A 17,739-nucleotide genomic window follows, 5' to 3' on the forward strand; every position below is an offset into this window, starting at 1 on the left:
GGGAGGATCCGGCACAATGGGGTCGATTGGGACATGATTGCCCCCAAAGTCGTACCAGCATTTCAGAGCTGCTGCCTTGCGGTTCTGCACAAGGAAGTGGAGCGAACAGGACTCATGACGACCGCGAGCGAAACAGCACAGACGGAGAGCGAGACCGTCCCGGAACCGACCTCGGCCGGGCACATGATTGTCAAGACGCTCGAGGCCCACGGGGTCGAGCGAGCCTATGTCGTCCCCGGTGAGAGCTACCTCGATGTCCTCGACGGACTTCATGACTCCTCGATCGAGACCATTGTGTGCCGCCATGAGGGCGGCGCGGCCTACATGGCCGAGGCCGACGGCAAGCTCAAGACGATTCCCGGCATCGCGATGGTCACCCGCGGTCCAGGTGCTGCCAACGCCCATGTCGGCCTGCACACCGCATGGCAGGACTCAACGGCGATGGTGCTCTTCGTCGGATTGATCCCCTTCGAGCACCGCGAGAAGGAAGCGTTCCAGGAATTCGATCCGAAGGCGTGGTTCGACACCGGGGCGAAGCGCGTCATGGTCCTCGACCACCCCGAGCGGGCCTCGGAACTCGTCGCCGAGGCGATGTTCGCCGCTGTCTCCGGTCGTCCGGGCCCCGTGGTGGTGGGCCTGCCCGAGGACATCATCCAGCAGCCTCACGACGGGGTGGTCCATCCGCGGATCCCGATCGCCGAGGGCGGCATGACGGTGACAGACTGGAAGGCGCTCAAGACCGCTCTGCACGATTCGGAGCGGCCGCTGTTCGTGTTCGGCGGCAACGACTGGACCCATGAAGGCGCTCGCACGCTCACCGCATGGCTCGAAGCCCATAACCTGCCGGCTGCAGCGGAGTGGCGCTGCGAGGGAACGGTGCCCTTCGACTCCCCCAGCTATGTCGGACCGCTGGGCTACGGCCGGTCCGCCTACACCCACCGGGTGCTCGAGGAGTCCGACCTGCTGGTCTTCGTCGGCACAGTGCCCGGTGACGTCATCACCGACGGCTTCACCGCCCGGCAGAACTGGGACAAGCAGAACTTCCTCGTCACCATCGACCCCTCGCTGCGCGGCCGGTCCGGCCCCGTCAGCCACCACATCGTGGCCAAGCCGGACGTGTTCGTCCGTGATCTGGTGCGAATGGACCTGCCGGTGCGCGACGAGTGGCGGCAGTGGACGAATGCGCTGCGCGCGGCCCAGGTCGAGTTCTCGACCCCGCCGCCGGCCGAACCGGGTCCGGGCCAGGCGAAGATGGCCACGATGATGGGCAACCTCGTCCAGCGCCTCGATGAGGATGCGATGGTGACCTTCGGAGCCGGCGAGCACACCAACTGGGCCCACCGGTACTTCCCTACCAACGGCTACGCCTCGATGATCTCCGCGCGCAACGGCTCCATGGGGTATTCGGTGCCTTCTGCGGTTGCCGCCTCGCTCAACTATCCGGGCCGCCAGGTGATCTCGATCGCAGGCGATGGCGAGTTCCTCATGAACGGCCAGGAGCTCGCAACTGCCAAGCAGTACGGCGCCACTCCCCTGGTCATCGTCATGGACAACCAGGAGTACGGGACCATCCGCACCCACCAGGAGCGGGACTACCCCAATCGGGTGTCGGGCACACAGCTGCAGAACCCGGACTTCGCGAAGCTGGCAGAGGCGTACGGCGGCGTCGGCATCCGCGTCGAGAGGGATGCCGAGATCCCGGCCGCCCTCGACCAGGCCTTCGCCGCGACCGAGAACGGTGAGTTCGCGCTCATCCACCTGATCGTCGAACAGCGCATCAAGGCGTACTGAATCACGCCGCTTTCGAGTTCTGCCCGCGCTCGGCGGCCGTCACCGCCACCCGAGCGCGGGCGCCACGTGGGTGAGGATCGACTCGATCAGGTGTGCGTTGTAGTCCACGCCGAGCTGGTTCGGCACCGTGAGCAGCAGCATGTCGGCCGCGGCGACGGCCTCGTCGGCACGCAGCTGCTCGACGAGGGCATCGGGCTCGTCGGCGTAGGAGCGACCGAACACGGAGCAGTTGCCCGGTCCGACGCTGCCGAACTGATCGGCGCGTTCGCCGCTGCCGAGGAAATACGTTCTGTCCCTGTCGTCGACGATCGCGAAGATCGACCGCGAGACCGACACTCGCGCTTCGAAGCCGTGGTCGTGCGCTGACCACTCGTCGCGGAAGGCGTCGATCTGCCTGCGCTGCTGGACGTGGAAGGCCTCACCGGACTCGTCGTCCTTGAGCGTCGACGACATCAGGTGCATCCCCTTCTGCGCAGCCCAGCGGGCGGTGGCATCAGATCCTGCACCCCACCAGATCCGCTCGCGCAAGCCCTCCGCATACGGCTCGATCCGCAGCAGACCCGGCGGGTTCGGAAACATCGGCCTCGGGTTGGGCTGCGCGAACCGATGGCCCGCGAGCACCTCGAGTGCCACCTCGGTGTGTCGGCGCGCCATGTCCGCGTCGGACTCGCCCTCGGCGGGTGAGAAGCCGAAGTACCGCCAGCCGTCGATCACCTGTTCGGGAGAGCCGCGCGAGATCCCGAGTTGGAGCCGACCGCCGGCGATGAGATCCGCCGCGCCCGCGTCCTCCGCGAAGGCGAGCGGGTTGGCGTACCTCATGTCGATGACGCCGGTGCCGATCTCAATGCGGCTGGTCCTCGCACCCACCGCGGCCAGCAGCGGGAACGGCGCTCCGAGCTGCTGCGCGAAGTGATGCACCCGGAAGTACGCTCCGTCGGCGCCGAGCTCCTCGGCTGCGACGGCGAGATCGATGCTCTGGAGAAGGGCATCGGCCCCGCTGCGGGTTGCCGACTCGGGGTGCGCGGTCCAGTGTCCGAAAGACAGGAACCCGATGCTCTTGCGGGTGGTCATGCGCGGCTCAGACTTCGTTCCGGCCGACTGCCGCAGTCGCCGCTTCCCTGGCGGCGCTGCGTCCGATGGCCAGGGTGATGAGCAGCGCGATCACTGTGGCGACGGCGAGCAGGAGCAGGCCGACCCGGTACGAGCCGACACTGGCCCAGAGTGCGCCGAGCAGCAGAGGCGGGACGAAGCCTCCCAGGCCGCCGGCGGCGCCGACGAAGCCGGTGATCGAGCCGACCTGACTGGGCTCGCTCGTCTGCGCGATGAGCGCGAACACCGCACCGGAGCCGAGCCCCAGACCGATCGCCATCAACAGGAAGGCGACCGTGCCCAACCCCTCGAGGCTCGGATTCGTCGCGAGCGCGAGAGCGCAGAGGGTGACGATCACATAGCTGAGGACCAGCGTGCGCACCGCACCCACCCGGTCGGACAGGATACCGCCCACCGGTCGCATGATCACTGCCGCGATCACGAAGCCCGCCATCCGCGCCGAGGCGTCCGCGGACTCGAGGCCGTAGGCGGTGGCAAGGTACGTCGGCAGATAGACCGAGAACGCGACGTAGCCGCCGAACGACAGCGCGTAGAGATAGCAGGTCTGCCAGGTCAGCCGAATGCGGGCGACTGTCGCGAGCTGCTCACCGAGATTCTTCTTCGCCGGGGTCCAGCTCGGAAAGTTCTTCATCAGCAGGAAGGCCAGGAGCGCGTAGACGGCAAGTGCGACCGCGGTGACGACGAACGGCAGCGCCTCACCGACGTTGAAGAGCGGCACCGTGGTGAAAGCGGCGATCGCGGTGCCGCCCATGCCCATTCCGTAGATGCCGATCGCGGACCCGCGGCTCTCCTTGGGGAACCAGGAGTTCACGTACGGAACGCCGATGGCGAAGGTCGTGCCCGCCACCCCGAGGAAGAACCCGCCGACCAGCAGGGTCACGTAGTTGTACTGACCGATGAAGCCCAGGAAGAGCACGGGCACGATCGTGATCAGCGAGACGGTGGGCATCATCAGCCGACCGCCGAATCGGTCTGTCAGCGCGCCCACCAGAATGCGCCCGAGCGATCCGACGAGCACCGGGATCGCCACGATCAGCGATGCGTCGGCGGCCAGGCCCTCCTGGACGTAGATCGGACCCAGCGGGCTGAGCAGGGACCAGGCCCAGAAGTTGATGGCGAATCCGGCGGTCGCCATGATCAGTGCGACAGTGCGCTGACCGCCGGTGACCTCGGACGAAGGGGCTGCGGGGGATTTGGCCTGAGACATCGGAACCTCCGTGCATCCGGTGTTGCCTCCCGAAACAGGAGTCGGTTGTGGTTCAGACTAACGCAGACGTGAGGACGACCACAGGACGCGGGCCGCGATTCTTCCTGCGGTCCGCAGTCCGAGACCTCGCCCGGGTGACCCCCCACCCATGGCACGATTGGCACATGAGCGAAACCATCGACGACTTCCCGATCCGCACCTATGACAAGCTGCGGTACTCGGACACCGACAAGCAGGGCCACGTCAACAACGCCGTGTACTCGACCTTCTTCGAATCCGGCCGCGTCGAGTTCATCGACCAGGCGCATCAGGCCGCCGGACACCGGGACTCGGAGTTCGTCATCGCCCAGCTGACCATCAAGTTCCTCCAGGAGACGCACTGGCCGGGCATGGTCGAGGTCGGTTCGCGGGTGCAGCGCGTCGGCAACAGCTCGCTCGTCGTCGAGCAGGCGCTGTTCAATGACGAGCGACTGTGCGCGACGGCCGAATCGGTGATCGTCCAGATCAACACGCAGACGCGCCGCCCGCAGCCCTTCGACGAGGACATGCGGCAGTATTTCAGCGGTCTGCAGCCGCAGAAGCCCTCCGATGTCCTCTGACCTGCCGGGAAGCCCGTCGCCCGAGTGGGCGGCCGGAACAACGCTGCTGACCCACACCATCGGCGAGCTGCGAGGACAGCTGACCCGGCTGATCGCCGAGCGCGGCGCGGAGTCGATCGGCCTGGTGCCCACGATGGGTGCGCTCCACGACGGTCATGCCGCCCTGGTCCGGGCCGCTCGGGCCGAGAACTCAGTGGTGTGCGCCTCGCTGTTCGTCAACCCGCTGCAGTTCGAGTCCCCGCTGGATCTGCGGCGCTACCCGCGCGATCTCGCTGCCGACATGGAGATCTTCCAGCGCGAGGGGGTCGATCTCGTGCTCGCTCCCGACGTCGACGAGATGTATCCCGGCTATCCCGAATCCCCCATCGTCCGCGTCTCCTCCGGTCACATGGGTGCCATCCTGGAGGGCGCCTCGCGGCCGGGGCACTTCGACGGGATGGCGACGGTCGTCGCCAAGCTGTTCAACATCTTCGATCCCCCGGGCCCGGCCCGGCTGCGCGCGTACTTCGGGCAGAAGGACGCCCAGCAGCTCATGATCGTCAAGCGCATGGTGGCGGATCTCGACTTCCCCGTCACCGTCGTCCCGGTGCAGACCCAGCGTGAGCCCGGCGGGCTGGCCCTGTCGAGCCGCAATCAGCTGCTGTCGGAGCGGGGACGGGCCACTGCGACGGTGCTCTCGGAGGTGCTCTTCGATCTGCGCGACAGGGCGGCCAGGGCCGAGGACTGGAACCTCGCGGAGCTCCGCCGGCGCGTCCAGGCCACCGAGAGCGTGATCCTGGACTACTTCGAGGTCGTCGACCCCAATACGCTGCAGCCCACGACCGAGGCGCCCGCTCTCGCTCTCATCGCCGCCTACGTCGACAGCATCCGCCTCATCGACAACCTGCTCATCGACTGACGACCACTGCCGTCGCTCAGCGCAGGAGGAGCCTTCCGGCGCTTACTCCGCGGCCAGCGTGACCGGAGTCTTCCACGGGTCGAGGACCCGCAGCGCAGCGCCGTCGTCCTGGAACTCGATGCGCCGGTCACGCAGCCGCTGGGCGACTGCCTCGACATCGGAGCGCGCCGGCAGGGAGATCCTGACGTCCCCCAGGCCCAGGCTGGCCGCCCGCGGGCCGGCGCCGCGACTGTTCCACACATTCATCGCCATGTGGTGGTGGTATCCGCCTGCCGACACGAACAGCGCACCGGGCAGGGCGGTGGTCTGCTCGAATCCGAGTGCGTCGACGTAGAAGGACCTGGCAGTCTCGACGTCGCCGACCTGCAGGTGCACGTGTCCGACCTCTGCGCCCCGGTCGGCCAGCCCGGTGCCTTCGACGAGCTCGGGCGCCGCACCGGTGAGGTGGGTGCGCAGGTAGCTGTTCGGGTCGAGGAAGACCGTGTCCATCGCAACCTGGCCGTCCGTCCAATCCCATGTCTCCCGGGGGCGGTCCCAGTACAGCTCGATGCCGTTGCCCTCCGGGTCGGTGAAGTAGAAGGCCTCGCTGACGAGGTGGTCGGAGCTGCCGACGAACTGCGACTGCGAATGGCGCGCCGCGTTGAGGACGGTGGCGGCCAGTTCGGCCTGCGAGTCGAACAGGATCGCGGTGTGGAACAGGCCGGCGGCCTGGCGGGGCGCCTCGGGCAGGCCCGGGCGGTGCTCGAGGACGACCAGCGGGGTCGAGCCGCGGCCGAGGACGACGCTGACCGGTCCGCCGTCGGCATGGTGACGGGTGTCCGCGAGTTCGGTGAGGCCGAGGGCGTCGCGGTAGTAGGCGGTCATGCCCTCAAGATTCCCGACGGACAGCGTGACGACATCCATCCGCAGATCATCCGGCAGGAGATCCCCTGCGGTGCGCCGGGACTCGTCCCTCGTGAGGTCGACCGTCTGGCGAGTGGTGGCGTTCATCTGCTGATTCATCCGGTACTCCTGTGTCGTGTGAGTGTGATCGCTACATTTAATTCAACATTCAACCACTCCACCATATTCCCTCGCTCCGATTCTGACCAGTCGGTCCCGAAACAGTGACGATTCCGGCGCAGCAGGGGGTGAGTGACGCAACTCCATGTCACAATGCGGCCATGAGCGCCTACCCGCCCGGTCCCCTCGCAGCCAGAGTCCGCACCCTGAATCTCATCACGGTCGTCGCCTGCCTCCTGGTGGTGGCCCTGGCGATCCTGACCGCAGTGCTCAGCCGACCCGACCATCAGATCTCCCGCGTAGACGTCGTGGACGAGGCCCAAGTGCTCGATCCGACTCTCGTCGAGCAGGAGATCGCGGAGCTGAGAGCCTACGAGCCGACGCGCGTCCTCGTCTACGCGAAATCCGGGGAGGCCGGCGACAACCTCAATGAGGAGACGCTCGCCTTCGCACGGGACAACCCGGAGCTCGATCTGATCTCCGGCGACGGGCAGAAGTGGGCCGACGGCGTCTTCATCGTCGCGCTCTCCGTCGAATCGGACGGGACCGACGGCGGACCGGGCAGCGGCCAGGTGGGCACCTACTTCGGTGAGGACATCAAGATCGAGTCGCTGGACGCCCAGCAGCGCATCCAGTCGCAGGGGTACGACGCCTTCCGCGCCCGCGACTGGTCGCGCGGGGTCATCGAGGTCACCGAGTCGGCCGTCAGCGCGATGGCCAAGCCCTTCTACGCCTCGGGCGTCTTCCTCACCGTCTCGACCGCTGTCGTCGTGCTCCTGCTGCTGGCCCACGCCGGTGTCGTGACGGGCTTCGCCCGGTCGTATCAGCGAAACCGGCGACGGTTCGGGGAGACGACCGAGGGAATCCACGCGCTCATGTCCGAGACCGAGCTCATCCCCGACACGGGATTCGGCTCCCGCGTGAAGTCGACGGCACACGAGCTCCTCAACGACTACACCTATCTGCTCGACGAGAGGCAGCACATCGACGAGCGCCCCCTGCTCGCGCTCTCCGCGTTCAACTTCCCGCTGCTGAAGAAGATGCAGAGCTTCGGCTCAGAGGTCACGGACGTGTCCGAGAGCTCCGCAATGCTCGCGACCGCCGTCACCCTCTACTCCCGCCAGCCCGGCTGGCAGGAGACGTGGAAGGCGGAGATCGGACAGCTGCGCGCCGACGTCGCCGAGGCGGCGTCCTCCCAGGAGATTCGACACCGTCTGTTCGACCGGCGACTGGGCTGGGAGCTCAACGACTTCTGCCAGCGGACGCTGCGTCGGCTCGACGAGCTGGAGGCGTCCGGGCTCACCGGCGATGAGGCCGCACTTGATTCCGGTCTCTCCGAGCTGACTGTCCTGCGACGGCAGCTCGCCGACCTGATGAATCGGGTGCTCGCCGAGGCGACCTCTCACGAGCCGAAGCGGGATGCAGTCCCGTTCATCGAACGAGCCATCCGCAATCACGATGACCCCCACCGACGCCGACGCAGCCTCACCGGCTACTACGACCCGCCCCACTACATGTCACCGATCGCGTTCAGCACCGGCTACGGAATAGGCCTTCAGCAGCATCAGCAGCACCAGACCCAGCAGAGCTCGTCGTCGAGCAGCACAACCGGGTACGGCTCCAGCGGCGGCGGATTCAGCGGTGCAGGAAGCTCCTCGAGCTTCTGAGACCGGCGTTCAATCCACGCGGCGGTTCCGCTGGCCTCTTCGGCCGCGCTCTCTTAAGATCAAGGTGCCTTGATATCGGAGCGACTGCACCTGCTGAAAAGGAGCCGATGATGACGGACAACCGCACAGACCCCGGCAAGAGCGACCCGGCCGCTGCTCCCCATCCGGAGGACGACCGCAAGCCCGACGACCCGACAGAGCTCACCAAGCCGTCGTGGAAATACGTGCTGAGGACCACGATTCGCGAGTTCTCCGCCGACGGCTGCACGGATATCGCCGCCGGACTGACCTACCGGACCGTATTCTCGATGTTCCCCGCGCTCATCGCCCTGGTCTCGATTCTCAGCCTGTTCGGGCAGAGCGGACAGACTGTCACCTCGGTGCTCGACCAGGTTCAGGGGCTGGTTCCGGAGGACACCTGGAACACCCTCCGACCTGCCCTCGAGTCCGTGCTGACAGCGCCGGCCCCCGGCCTCGGTCTGGTCATCGGCCTCGTCGTCGCACTGTGGACCGCCTCGGGCTACGTCAAGGCCTTCGGGCGCGCCATGAACACGATCTACGACGTCCCCGAGGGACGCGGCGGCATCAAGCTCAATCTGCAGATGTACCTGCTGACCGCGTTGATCCTGCTGCTGGGAGCGATCGCCCTGATGATCTTCGTCCTCTCGGGTCCGATCGCGGAGGCAGTCGGAAACGCGATCGGTCTGGGACCGCAGGCCGTCGCCGTCTGGAACATCGCCAAGTGGTTCGTCCTGGCAATCATCGTCGTCGTGGTCATCGCGCTGCTGTACTACGCCACCCCGAATGTGAAGCAGCCGAAGTTCCGCTGGATCAGCCTCGGCGCTCTGATCGCCATCATCGTCTCGGTGCTCGCCACCTTGGGCTTCTTCTTCTACGTGTCGAACTTCGGGAACTACAACGCGACCTACGGTGCGCTGGCCGGCGTCATCATCCTGCTCCTGTGGATCTACATCATCAACGCGATCCTGCTGTTCGGTGCGGAAGTCGACGCGGAGCTCGAACGGGGACGCGAGCTGCAGGCAGGACTCCCCGCAGAGGAGACCCTGCAGCTGCCTGCGCGCGACACCAAGGCGAGCGACAAGAAGGCGAAGAAGTACCAGGAGGACATGAGCCGTGCCCGCAGTCTGCGCCTGACCGGCGGGGCCACCCAGGAGCACCCCGTCACCCACGGCTCGGGAGCCGCCTCGGGCCGCCCGCCCGCGGGCCCCGAGGAGCAGACGCGCCTGCTCCGCTCCAACCGGAATCAGTGAGATCGCCGGGCCGCGCGGCGCAGAGCTGAGGCGCGACAGGCGCGACGAGTCGCCTGGATTGCGGTCAGGACGCGTCGGAGGGATCGCGGTCAGTCGGAGTGCGTGAGCGCGATCGCGCTCTCGACCACGTCAGCCATCTCGCCCCGAACGGCATACGCGCCCCGCTGCCTGGCGGCACCGTTTCCGCTGCGAAGGATATCGGCGACCACGGCCTCGACCACTGCGCGATCGCCGGTCTCATCGAGCACCGGACGCAGGTGGACGAGGAGTCGATCAACCACCTCGGCGGCGGGCCGGGGTCGTCCCGAGGCCGGATCGATCAGCGGACCGCGGATGCCCACCCGGGCAGCCTGCCAGCTCCACGCCTGCAGCAGAGTGGTGCCGAGTCCCATCAGCGGTTCACCGCGCTGATGCTCTCGGACCGCGGTCTCCACGAGCGCGCGGATGGTCGTCGCGATGCCGGCGGCATGCTCCGGCTGCAGACACATGTCTGCGATCCGGATCTCGACGGTCGGATGGTTCTCGCTCAGGCGGGCGTCGAAGTACAGCATGCCCGGGTCGAGTGCGACCCCGCTGTCGAGCAGGGACTGGCGGTGTGCTGCGTAGGCATCAGCAGATCCGTAGAGCTCGGTCGGGCCCGTGGTGGGCCACCGCCCGAACACCTGTCGACGGTAGCTGCTGAACCCCGTGTCCTGTCCGAGCCAGTACGGCGAATTGGCGCTGAGCGCGAGGATCACCGGCAGCCATCTCCGGATCCGGTCGAGGACGACCACTCCCTCATCACGATCCTCGATCCGCACGTGCGTGTGGAGTCCGCAGGTCATCTGCTCGCGGGCCAGCAGCTGGAACGAGCGGACGATCTCCTCCGATCGCGCAGCGGTGTCGGGGTGAGGCGTGGCCGGTACGGGCGAGGTGGAGAGAGCGACGACCCGCCCCCCGAACCTGCTCACCGCCTCATCGGCCATCCGCCTGCCGAGTCTGATCGCTCGCAACTGGCCTTCAAAGGTCTCCTGGGGTGGGCAGATGGTCTCGATCTGCTCCTGCTGCAGCTCGACGGTGAGCTGGTGATCGACCAGAGTCGGAGCGTGGGTGAGCGTGCGATTCCGCTCCTCGACCGCGGCCCGACCGACCGGAATCAGCTGCCGAGTGACCGGATCGACGATCAGGAACTCCTCTTCGACACCGAACGTCCGCATCGGAACCTCCTTCCTGAGTCGCAGCGCTGCGACTGCGGACGCTGAATCACTGCGCGACGCCCGGAACGTCATCATCGCACCGCCGGTGATGAGGCGCAATGACGTGGACGAGCTCCGTGCAGGTCGGCCGTGCACGGCCATCTGGGTGCAGTGAGTCGGCGCCTGGGTGCTGCGCGCTGCCGGCGCAGACCGACGAAGCACACACATGTTCTTTCAAGGCGTCCTATGAGTTACAGCGATGTGAGGTGAGTTGCACCGGTGTGATCACCTTCGCTGCCCGCAGAGCGGCACGGCTGCCTGCCCCGCGTCCACGGTCTCGGATATGTTGGAAGCGTGAATGTCCGCAGTGCCCACTCCGTCCTGGAATCCGTCTTCGGCTACGAGAGCTTCCGCGGCGATCAGGCGGCGATCGTCGAACACGTCGTCGCAGGCGGCGACGCGGTCGTGCTCATGCCCACGGGCGGGGGCAAGTCGCTGTGCTATCAGATCCCGGCGCTGGTCAGGGAAGGCACTGGGATCGTGATCTCCCCGCTCATCGCACTGATGCAGGACCAGGTCGATGCTCTGGCCGCCAACGGCGTGCGCGCCGCATTCCTCAACTCGACGTTGAGCCGTGAGGAAGCCGCGGCAGTGGAGGCGGATCTGCTCGCCGACCGGCTCGATCTGCTCTACATGGCCCCGGAGCGCCTCGTGCAGTCGCGCACGCTCGACCTCCTGTCCCGAGCGCGCCTGTCGCTGTTCGCCATCGACGAGGCCCACTGCGTCTCGCAGTGGGGTCACGACTTCCGCACCGACTATCTGGGGCTGTCGGTGCTGGCGGAGGCCTTTCCGAACGTGCCGCGGGTGGCGCTGACCGCAACAGCGACGCCGGCCACGCACCGCGAACTCACCGAACGCCTGCGACTCGACGGCGCCCGCCACTTCGTGTCGAGCTTCGACAGACCGAACATCCGGTACCGGATCGTGGAGAAGAATCAGCCCCGAGCGCAGCTTCTCGATCTCATCCGCACCGAGCATGCAGGGGAATCGGGGATCGTCTACTGCCTGTCCCGGCGCAGCGTGGACCAGACGGCCGAGGCGCTGCGAGCCCAGGGCATCGATGCGCTGGGCTATCACGCAGGGCTCCCCGAGGAGGAGCGGAGCGCGCACCAGGCCCGGTTCCTGCGCGAGGACGGTGTGGTGATGGTGGCGACGATCGCCTTCGGCATGGGCATCGACAAGCCGGACGTGCGATTCGTCGCCCACCTCGATCTGCCGAAGTCGGTGGAGGGGTACTACCAGGAGACCGGCCGCGCCGGACGCGATGGGCTGCCGGCAACGGCGTGGATGGCCTACGGCCTCAACGATGTCGTGCAGCTGCGGCGGATGATCGACTCCTCCGAGGGCTCGGCCGCGCGCAAGCGGCAGCAGCGCACACACATCGACGCAATGCTGGCGCTGTGCGAGACCCTGACCTGCAGACGCGTGCAGATCCTCCGCTACTTCGGCGAGGACTCCGAGCCCTGCGGGAACTGCGACAACTGCGCGGAGCCGCCCACGGGCTGGGACGCCACGGTCCCGGTCCAGAAGCTGCTGTCGGCGATCATCCGGCTCGATCGCGAACGGGGTCAGCAGTTCGGTGCCGGTCAGATCATCGATGTGCTGCGCGGCAAGGACAACCCGCGCTCCAGCCAATCCGGGCATGCGGAGCTGACGGTCTGGGGAATCGGCGCGGACCTCAGCGAGAACGTCTGGCGCGGAATCGTCCGCCAGCTGCTGGCGCGCAACGTCATCGCAGCGGTCGGTGACTACGGTGTGCTCGTCCTGGCGGACGCGGCCGGTCCGATCCTCAGGGGCGAAGAGACCATCGAGCTGCGCCGGGAACCGGAACGCTCCCAGCGCGCGCGGACTCGCAGCGGAGGGAAAGCCGCGGTGGTCGAGCTCGCTGTCGAGGATCAGCCCCTGTTCGAGGCGCTGCGCAGCTGGCGGGCCGAGCAGGCCCGGGAGCAGGGCGTGCCGGCATACGTGGTGTTCAACGACGCGACCCTGATCGGAGTCGCCGAACGACGGCCTGCCAGCATCGACCAGCTGCGCGGCATCAGCGGAATCGGCCTGAAGAAGCTCGACCGGTACGGCCAGGCTCTGCTCGAGGTCGTCGCCGGCGAATCATCTGGAGGACACCCATGACCGAACTCGCAGTCGCCGCATTCGGATTCGCGGTGATCAAGGGCACTCGCCACCGACCCCGACCGGAGTCTCGTCTGGACACCGTCGGACCAGTGGGAGACCGTCGGTACTGTCTGATCGATCTGAAGTCCGGGAAGGTGCTCAGAACCGTGCAGCACCCGGCACTCGTCACCGTCGACGTCGAGGAGGACGACCGCGGGCTCGTCCTCGAGCTGCCCACGGGCGCCTCGGTGTCGGGGCATCCTGTTCCAAGCGGGCAGACGGTCGAGATCGACTACTGGGGTCGCAAGGTGCCGATGGAGATCGTGACCGGCCCACACGCCGAATTCTTCTCGGATCTGCTCGGCAGGGAAGTCCAGCTGGCCCGCGCACCGCGCGGAGGCGTGGTCTTCGCGGACCCGGTGTCGATCGCCACCACGGGCTCGATCGCGGACCTCGCCCGCCGTGCGAACCATCCCCAGCTTCTCACCGAGGCCGCGCGCTTCCGCGCCACCTTCCTCATCGACGAACCCGAGCCGTTTGCCGAGGAGAGGTGGGTGGGACACGAGGTGACGATCGGCGAACGGCGGCTCCGGATCACCGCGCCGATCGGCCGATGCGGTGTCATCGATGTCAACCCGACCTCCGGCGAGCGCGGCAGCCGGCTTCTCAAGACACTCGCCGGGTACCGTCCGTGCAATGCTGCCGGGGAGCCGCTGTTCGGAGTCTGCGCTGAGGTCATCCCCGAGGAGCCGATCCCGGGTCATTGAGAATGTGAAAGTCCCCGCCGATTGCACTCGGCAGGGACTTTCGATACGAGGGCTGTCTCAATTGTCCTCGAGTGGAGCCGAGGGGAATCGAACCCCTCACATCCTGATTGCTCCGATCCGCGCACGTGTGCATGGCGGCAGCTCTCCATGCTGTGCACGGACGTATCGAGGATACAGCAGCGAGGTTACCGCAGCGAGGGCCGGCTACGGGCACCACCGCAGGGGTGTCCTACCATGAATCAATGCCCAGGCGAGTGAACGACTATCGCGGCCTCACCCAGAAGAGCCGCCTGAAGCTGCTGCACGCGGTGCAGCGCGTCCCGGGACGGCTTGTGCAGGAGCTCGCCGAGGAAGCCGAGATGCCGATCACCACCGCGCGTGACCACCTCCGTGTGCTCGAGGACGAGGGACTGGTCGTGAGCGCGCCGATCGACACCGGCCGGCGCGGCCGCCCGCCGAAGGGGTACTCCCCCGTGCGCCGGGCCGACCACAGCTCTGTCGCGCAGCGGCGCGCAGCCGCAGCGCGACGGCGTGGTGACGTGCTGCGGCGCGTCGAGCCCGAACTGGATCACAGCACCTCGCTCGGAACCGCTGCTGTCCATCAGCTCGACGCTCTGTACGAGCACCTCGACGATGCCGGTCTCGCGCCGGAGATCGACCCGGAAGACCTCACGGTCGGGCTGCTGCCATGTCTCTACGAGGACCTGATCGACGCGGAGCGGCCGCTCGTGTGCTCAGTGCACGCGAAGCTCGTCCGCCATCAGCTCGAGCAGACCTCCGGCCCGCTGGAGCTGCGACAGCTGCATCCGTTCGTGGGCCCGGAGCGCTGTGTGCTCGTGCTGGGTCTGCGGGGTGAGGCTCCCCGCTCCTCGCGCGCCGGTGGGATCGACGGCGACAGCAGTGATGCCGAGTTGGAACAGGGCGCCCGGCGAGCGCTGCGCGAACTGTCCGACCCCAGCTGAGAATCCCGGACGCGGATGCCGCCGGGAAGCTCCGCCCCAGAAGAGGGAGCTTCCCGGCGTCACCGGGCGTCGGCTTCGGACTACTCGGGCTGCTGCGCCCAGAGGTCAGGTCCGAACACCTCGTAGTGGATGTTGTCGCTGGGCACCCCCTGCTCGATCAGCGAACGCCGCGCGCTCTGCATGAACGGCAGCGGACCGCACATGAAGACCTGCGCCTTCTCCGGGAGTTGCACATCGGAGAGATTCATGAATCCCGCGCGTGCCGGATACAGGGTCGGCGCGGTCTCCGCACCCTTCTCGTACCAGTTCTGTGCGCGGGCGTCGGACATCGCGAGCACCTGCCGACGCAGCCCGTCATACAGTGCGTGGTCGGCGTGGGACTTGTCGGCGTGGAAGAGGCGGACGGTGCGATCGGGCTGCCTGCGCGAGAGGTCCTCCATGATCGCCGCCACAGGAGTGATGCCGATGCCCGCGGAGACCAGGACCACCGGGGAGTCCGAATCGTCGAGCACCACGTCGCCCGCGGGCAGCGATACGTCGAGGATCGTACCCGGCTGCGCGTGCTCGTGCAGCCAGCCGGACACCTGTCCGTCGGGATTCCCGTCGACTCCGCGCACGCGCTTGATCGTCACCCGCAGGGAGTCACCGCGCGGCCCCGATGAGATCGTGTACTGCCGCGGCTGCCGGAACCCGTCGGGCAGATCGACGGCGATCGCCACGTACTGTCCCGTGCGGTGCGAAGGAACCTGCCCGTCCACCGGGGCGAGCAGCAGGGAGAAAACCTCATCGGATTCCTCGAATCGCTCCACGACCCGGTATTCGCGCCACGGCTGCTCAGGGTCGACCCCGCCTTCGGCGTAGAGCCTGGCCTCCTCGGCGATCAGTGCGGTGGCGAAGAGCCAGTAGACCTCGTCCCATGCTGCTGCCACCTCCGGGGTGACCGCGTCTCCGAGGACCTTCTTGACTGCCCCGAGCAGATAGCGGCCGACGATGAGGTACTCGCGGGCCTTGATGCCCAGGGACACGTGCTTGTGGGCGATCCGCTGCAACACCGGGGTGAAATCAGGGGCATCCGGATCGATGAGGTGGACTGCGAACGCGACGACGGATGCCGCGAGTGCCTTCGGCTGCTCGCCGATCGCCTGGTTTGCGCGGTTGAACACGTTGAGCAGTTCGGGATGCACTTCGAACATGTCGGGGTAGAACACCTTGGTGATCTCCTCCGCATGCTCGGCCACGACGCCGGCGGTCTGCGCGATGGTGGCCTCGGAACCGGGAGACAGTCTCATCAGAGGGGGCCTCTTTCTCAGTGATTGATGGGCGGACGCCCTCAGTCTCTCGGACCGTGCTCGTCCCGGCTCCCGTTTCCACCGTGTTTATTCGGACCCCTCGTTGTCATTCGGAGCCGTCGTGCCCGGCATCGAGAAAGCAGAACTGCCCCGCCGGCGGGCGGGGCAGTTGTTGAGCGCGGACCTGCTGTGGAGCTAAGGGGAATCGAACCCCTGACCTTCTCATTGCGAACGAGACGCTCTACCAACTGAGCTATAGCCCCGAGGTGCGAAGCCGGATGGCTTCGAACAGAAGAACACTGTACTCCTCCGTCCCGGTTTCGCACCAATCGAACCAGCGAACCTAATCCTCCACGTAGTAGAGCCGCTTGTTGACGAACTCGTCCATGCCCAGCGGTCCGAGCTCACGACCGAAACCGGAGCGCTTGACGCCGCCGAATGGCAGCTCGGCGCCTTCCCCTGCGGGTGTGTTGACGTTGGACATTCCGACCTGCAGCTTCTGCGCCACCTTCTCCGCGCGCGACTGGTCCTGGGAGAACACGGCGCCGCCGAGTCCGAAGGGACTGTCGTTGGCCAACCGGAGCGCCTCCTCGTCGCTGCCGACCTTGTACACCACCGCCACCGGGCCGAACAGCTCTTCCCTGTACGCGTCCATCTCCGGGGTGATCCCGGTGAGCACCGCGGGCGAGTAGTACGCGCTCTCGCCATCCCCGAGCTCGCCGCCCGCGTGCAGGGTCGCGCCGTCCGCGACCGCCTTCTGCACCTGTTCGTGCAGGCGTTCCGCTGCTCCTCGGGACGACAGCGGGGAGAAGACCTCCTCATCCTCGTCGGCGGGGTCCCCCGGCTTCATCCGGGACGCCAGGTTCGTCAGCTCCGCGACGAAGTCGTCATAGATGTCCTCCATGACGATCATCCGCTTGTTCGAGTTGCAGGCCTGACCGGTGTTGTACATCCGGGTCTCCCACGCGGTCTGCGCCGCCTCCTTGACGTCGTCGGCATCGAGCACGACGTAGGGGTCCGAACCGCCCAGCTCCAGCACCGCCTTCTTCAGGTGCTGGCCGGCCAGCGCCCCGACCACCGCTCCGGCACGCTCGGAGCCGGTCAGCGACACGCCCTGCACCCGTGGGTCGGCGATGATGTCCGCGATCTGATCATGGGAGGCGAACACCGAATTGTAGACGCCGTCCGGCACTCCGGCATCATCCATGATCTGCTGGATGGCGGTGGCGGAACGGGGACAGATCTCCGCGTGCTTGAGGATGATCGTGTTGCCGAGCACCATGTTCGGCGCCGCGAACCGGGCGACCTGGTAGTACGGGAAGTTCCACGGCATGATCCCCAGCAGTGCACCCACTGGCCGGCGCTGCACATAGGCCTTGCCGCCGGAGAACGATGTGATCTCCTGGTCAGCGGCGAGGTCGGGACCGTTGTCGGCGAAGTAGTTGAAGATGTCGGTGCAGAACTCGGCCTCCTCGACCCCTTCCGGCACCGGCTTGCCCATCTCCTCGGCGATGATCCTCGCCAGCTCGTCCTTGCGCTCGGTGAACAGCTCTGCCACCCGGGAGACCACCTCGGCGCGCTCCTCGATCGTCTTGTCGGACCAGGGCTCGAAGGCACTGTGGGCGCTCTCGAGCACCTGCTGGATCTGCTCGTCATCGGCCGTGTCGAATGTCTCGGTGACCTCTCCGGTCCTCGGGTTCTGCACCCGATAGCCGCCGACTGACATCTGCTTGTCGCTCATTGAAACTCCCGTTTCGTGAGGATTTCGGGCGTCTCCGTCGACCCCCGAGGTGCGCACAGCCTATCTCAGGCTTCCGCTCCAGGGCAGGGCC

General features: G+C 67.0%; 14 protein-coding genes and 1 tRNA gene. 8 read left to right on the forward strand and 7 right to left on the reverse strand.

What is annotated here, in order from left to right; genetic code table 11:
- Positions 1 to 114: 114 nt before the first annotated feature.
- Positions 115 to 1,791 carry a thiamine pyrophosphate-dependent enzyme gene (locus LXN01_RS07305; RefSeq protein WP_236863962.1) on the forward strand — a complete coding sequence of 559 codons (1,677 nt, stop codon included), beginning with the start codon at positions 115 to 117 and terminating at the stop codon, positions 1,789 to 1,791.
- Between the two features lie 39 nt (positions 1,792 to 1,830).
- Here the strand turns inward: LXN01_RS07305 and LXN01_RS07310 are convergent, their stop codons facing one another.
- Positions 1,831 to 2,862 (reverse strand): LLM class flavin-dependent oxidoreductase, encoded by a 1,032-nt coding sequence (locus LXN01_RS07310; RefSeq protein ID WP_236863963.1) that lies wholly within the window; start codon positions 2,860 to 2,862, stop codon positions 1,831 to 1,833.
- A gap of 7 nt (positions 2,863 to 2,869) precedes the next feature.
- Positions 2,870 to 4,108, reverse strand: coding sequence for an MFS transporter (locus tag LXN01_RS07315; protein ID WP_236863964.1), 1,239 nt, complete (start codon positions 4,106 to 4,108; stop codon positions 2,870 to 2,872).
- A gap of 164 nt (positions 4,109 to 4,272) precedes the next feature.
- Here LXN01_RS07315 and LXN01_RS07320 point away from each other — a divergent pair, with 164 nt between their 5' ends.
- Both LXN01_RS07320 and panC read left to right on the forward strand, forming a co-directional pair.
- Positions 4,273 to 4,707: an acyl-CoA thioesterase gene (locus tag LXN01_RS07320; protein ID WP_236863965.1), complete on the forward strand. Its 435-nt coding sequence runs from the start codon at positions 4,273 to 4,275 to the stop codon at positions 4,705 to 4,707.
- The gene (gene panC / locus LXN01_RS07325) at positions 4,697 to 5,605 is read left to right on the forward strand and encodes a pantoate--beta-alanine ligase (protein WP_236863966.1); all 909 of its coding nucleotides are present in this window, start codon (positions 4,697 to 4,699) and stop codon (positions 5,603 to 5,605) included. The genes LXN01_RS07320 and panC overlap by 11 nt, the downstream gene beginning before the upstream one ends.
- A 42-nt stretch (positions 5,606 to 5,647) precedes the next feature.
- Here panC and LXN01_RS07330 read toward each other — a convergent pair whose 3' ends face one another.
- Positions 5,648 to 6,607 (reverse strand): VOC family protein, encoded by a 960-nt coding sequence (locus LXN01_RS07330; protein ID WP_425547659.1) that lies wholly within the window; start codon positions 6,605 to 6,607, stop codon positions 5,648 to 5,650.
- Positions 6,608 to 6,768: 161 nt separating this feature from the next.
- On the opposite strand from LXN01_RS07330, the gene LXN01_RS07335 reads away from it, so the two are divergent.
- Complete coding sequence (locus tag LXN01_RS07335) at positions 6,769 to 8,274, forward strand: DUF5129 domain-containing protein (RefSeq protein ID WP_236863967.1); 1,506 nt, start codon at positions 6,769 to 6,771, stop codon at positions 8,272 to 8,274.
- A gap of 107 nt (positions 8,275 to 8,381) precedes the next feature.
- The gene (locus tag LXN01_RS07340; RefSeq protein ID WP_336885244.1) at positions 8,382 to 9,545 is read left to right on the forward strand and encodes a YihY/virulence factor BrkB family protein; all 1,164 of its coding nucleotides are present in this window, start codon (positions 8,382 to 8,384) and stop codon (positions 9,543 to 9,545) included.
- An 89-nt stretch (positions 9,546 to 9,634) separates the two neighbouring features.
- On the opposite strand, the gene LXN01_RS07345 is transcribed toward LXN01_RS07340, so the two are convergent.
- On the reverse strand, positions 9,635 to 10,741 hold the full coding sequence (locus tag LXN01_RS07345; RefSeq protein WP_236863968.1) for a carboxylate-amine ligase: 1,107 nt from the start codon (positions 10,739 to 10,741) through the stop codon (positions 9,635 to 9,637).
- A 297-nt stretch (positions 10,742 to 11,038) separates the two neighbouring features.
- Between LXN01_RS07345 and recQ the strand changes: the two genes are divergently transcribed.
- The 3 genes from recQ to LXN01_RS07360 all read left to right on the forward strand — a co-directional run bounded on the left by recQ (position 11,039) and on the right by LXN01_RS07360 (position 14,618).
- Positions 11,039 to 12,907: a DNA helicase RecQ gene (gene recQ, locus LXN01_RS07350; RefSeq protein ID WP_425547665.1), complete on the forward strand. Its 1,869-nt coding sequence runs from the start codon at positions 11,039 to 11,041 to the stop codon at positions 12,905 to 12,907.
- Positions 12,904 to 13,656, forward strand: coding sequence for an MOSC domain-containing protein (locus LXN01_RS07355; protein WP_236863970.1), 753 nt, complete (start codon positions 12,904 to 12,906; stop codon positions 13,654 to 13,656). Before recQ ends, LXN01_RS07355 begins: the two co-directional genes overlap by 4 nt.
- 242 nt (positions 13,657 to 13,898) lie before the next feature.
- Complete coding sequence (locus tag LXN01_RS07360) at positions 13,899 to 14,618, forward strand: helix-turn-helix domain-containing protein (RefSeq protein ID WP_236863971.1); 720 nt, start codon at positions 13,899 to 13,901, stop codon at positions 14,616 to 14,618.
- A gap of 80 nt (positions 14,619 to 14,698) precedes the next feature.
- Here LXN01_RS07360 and LXN01_RS07365 read toward each other — a convergent pair whose 3' ends face one another.
- The 3 genes from LXN01_RS07365 to LXN01_RS07375 form a co-directional block, all read right to left on the reverse strand.
- Positions 14,699 to 15,952, reverse strand: coding sequence for a globin domain-containing protein (locus tag LXN01_RS07365; RefSeq protein ID WP_336885252.1), 1,254 nt, complete (start codon positions 15,950 to 15,952; stop codon positions 14,699 to 14,701).
- Positions 15,953 to 16,097: 145 nt separating this feature from the next.
- A tRNA-Ala gene (locus LXN01_RS07370) sits at positions 16,098 to 16,170 on the reverse strand.
- Positions 16,171 to 16,250: 80 nt separating this feature from the next.
- The gene (locus LXN01_RS07375) at positions 16,251 to 17,648 is read right to left on the reverse strand and encodes an NAD-dependent succinate-semialdehyde dehydrogenase (protein WP_236863973.1); all 1,398 of its coding nucleotides are present in this window, start codon (positions 17,646 to 17,648) and stop codon (positions 16,251 to 16,253) included.
- Positions 17,649 to 17,739 lie beyond the last annotated feature (91 nt).

Source organism: Brevibacterium daeguense (assembly GCF_021729135.1).
In the GTDB taxonomy this organism is placed as follows: Bacteria; Actinomycetota; Actinomycetes; order Actinomycetales; family Brevibacteriaceae; genus Brevibacterium; species Brevibacterium daeguense.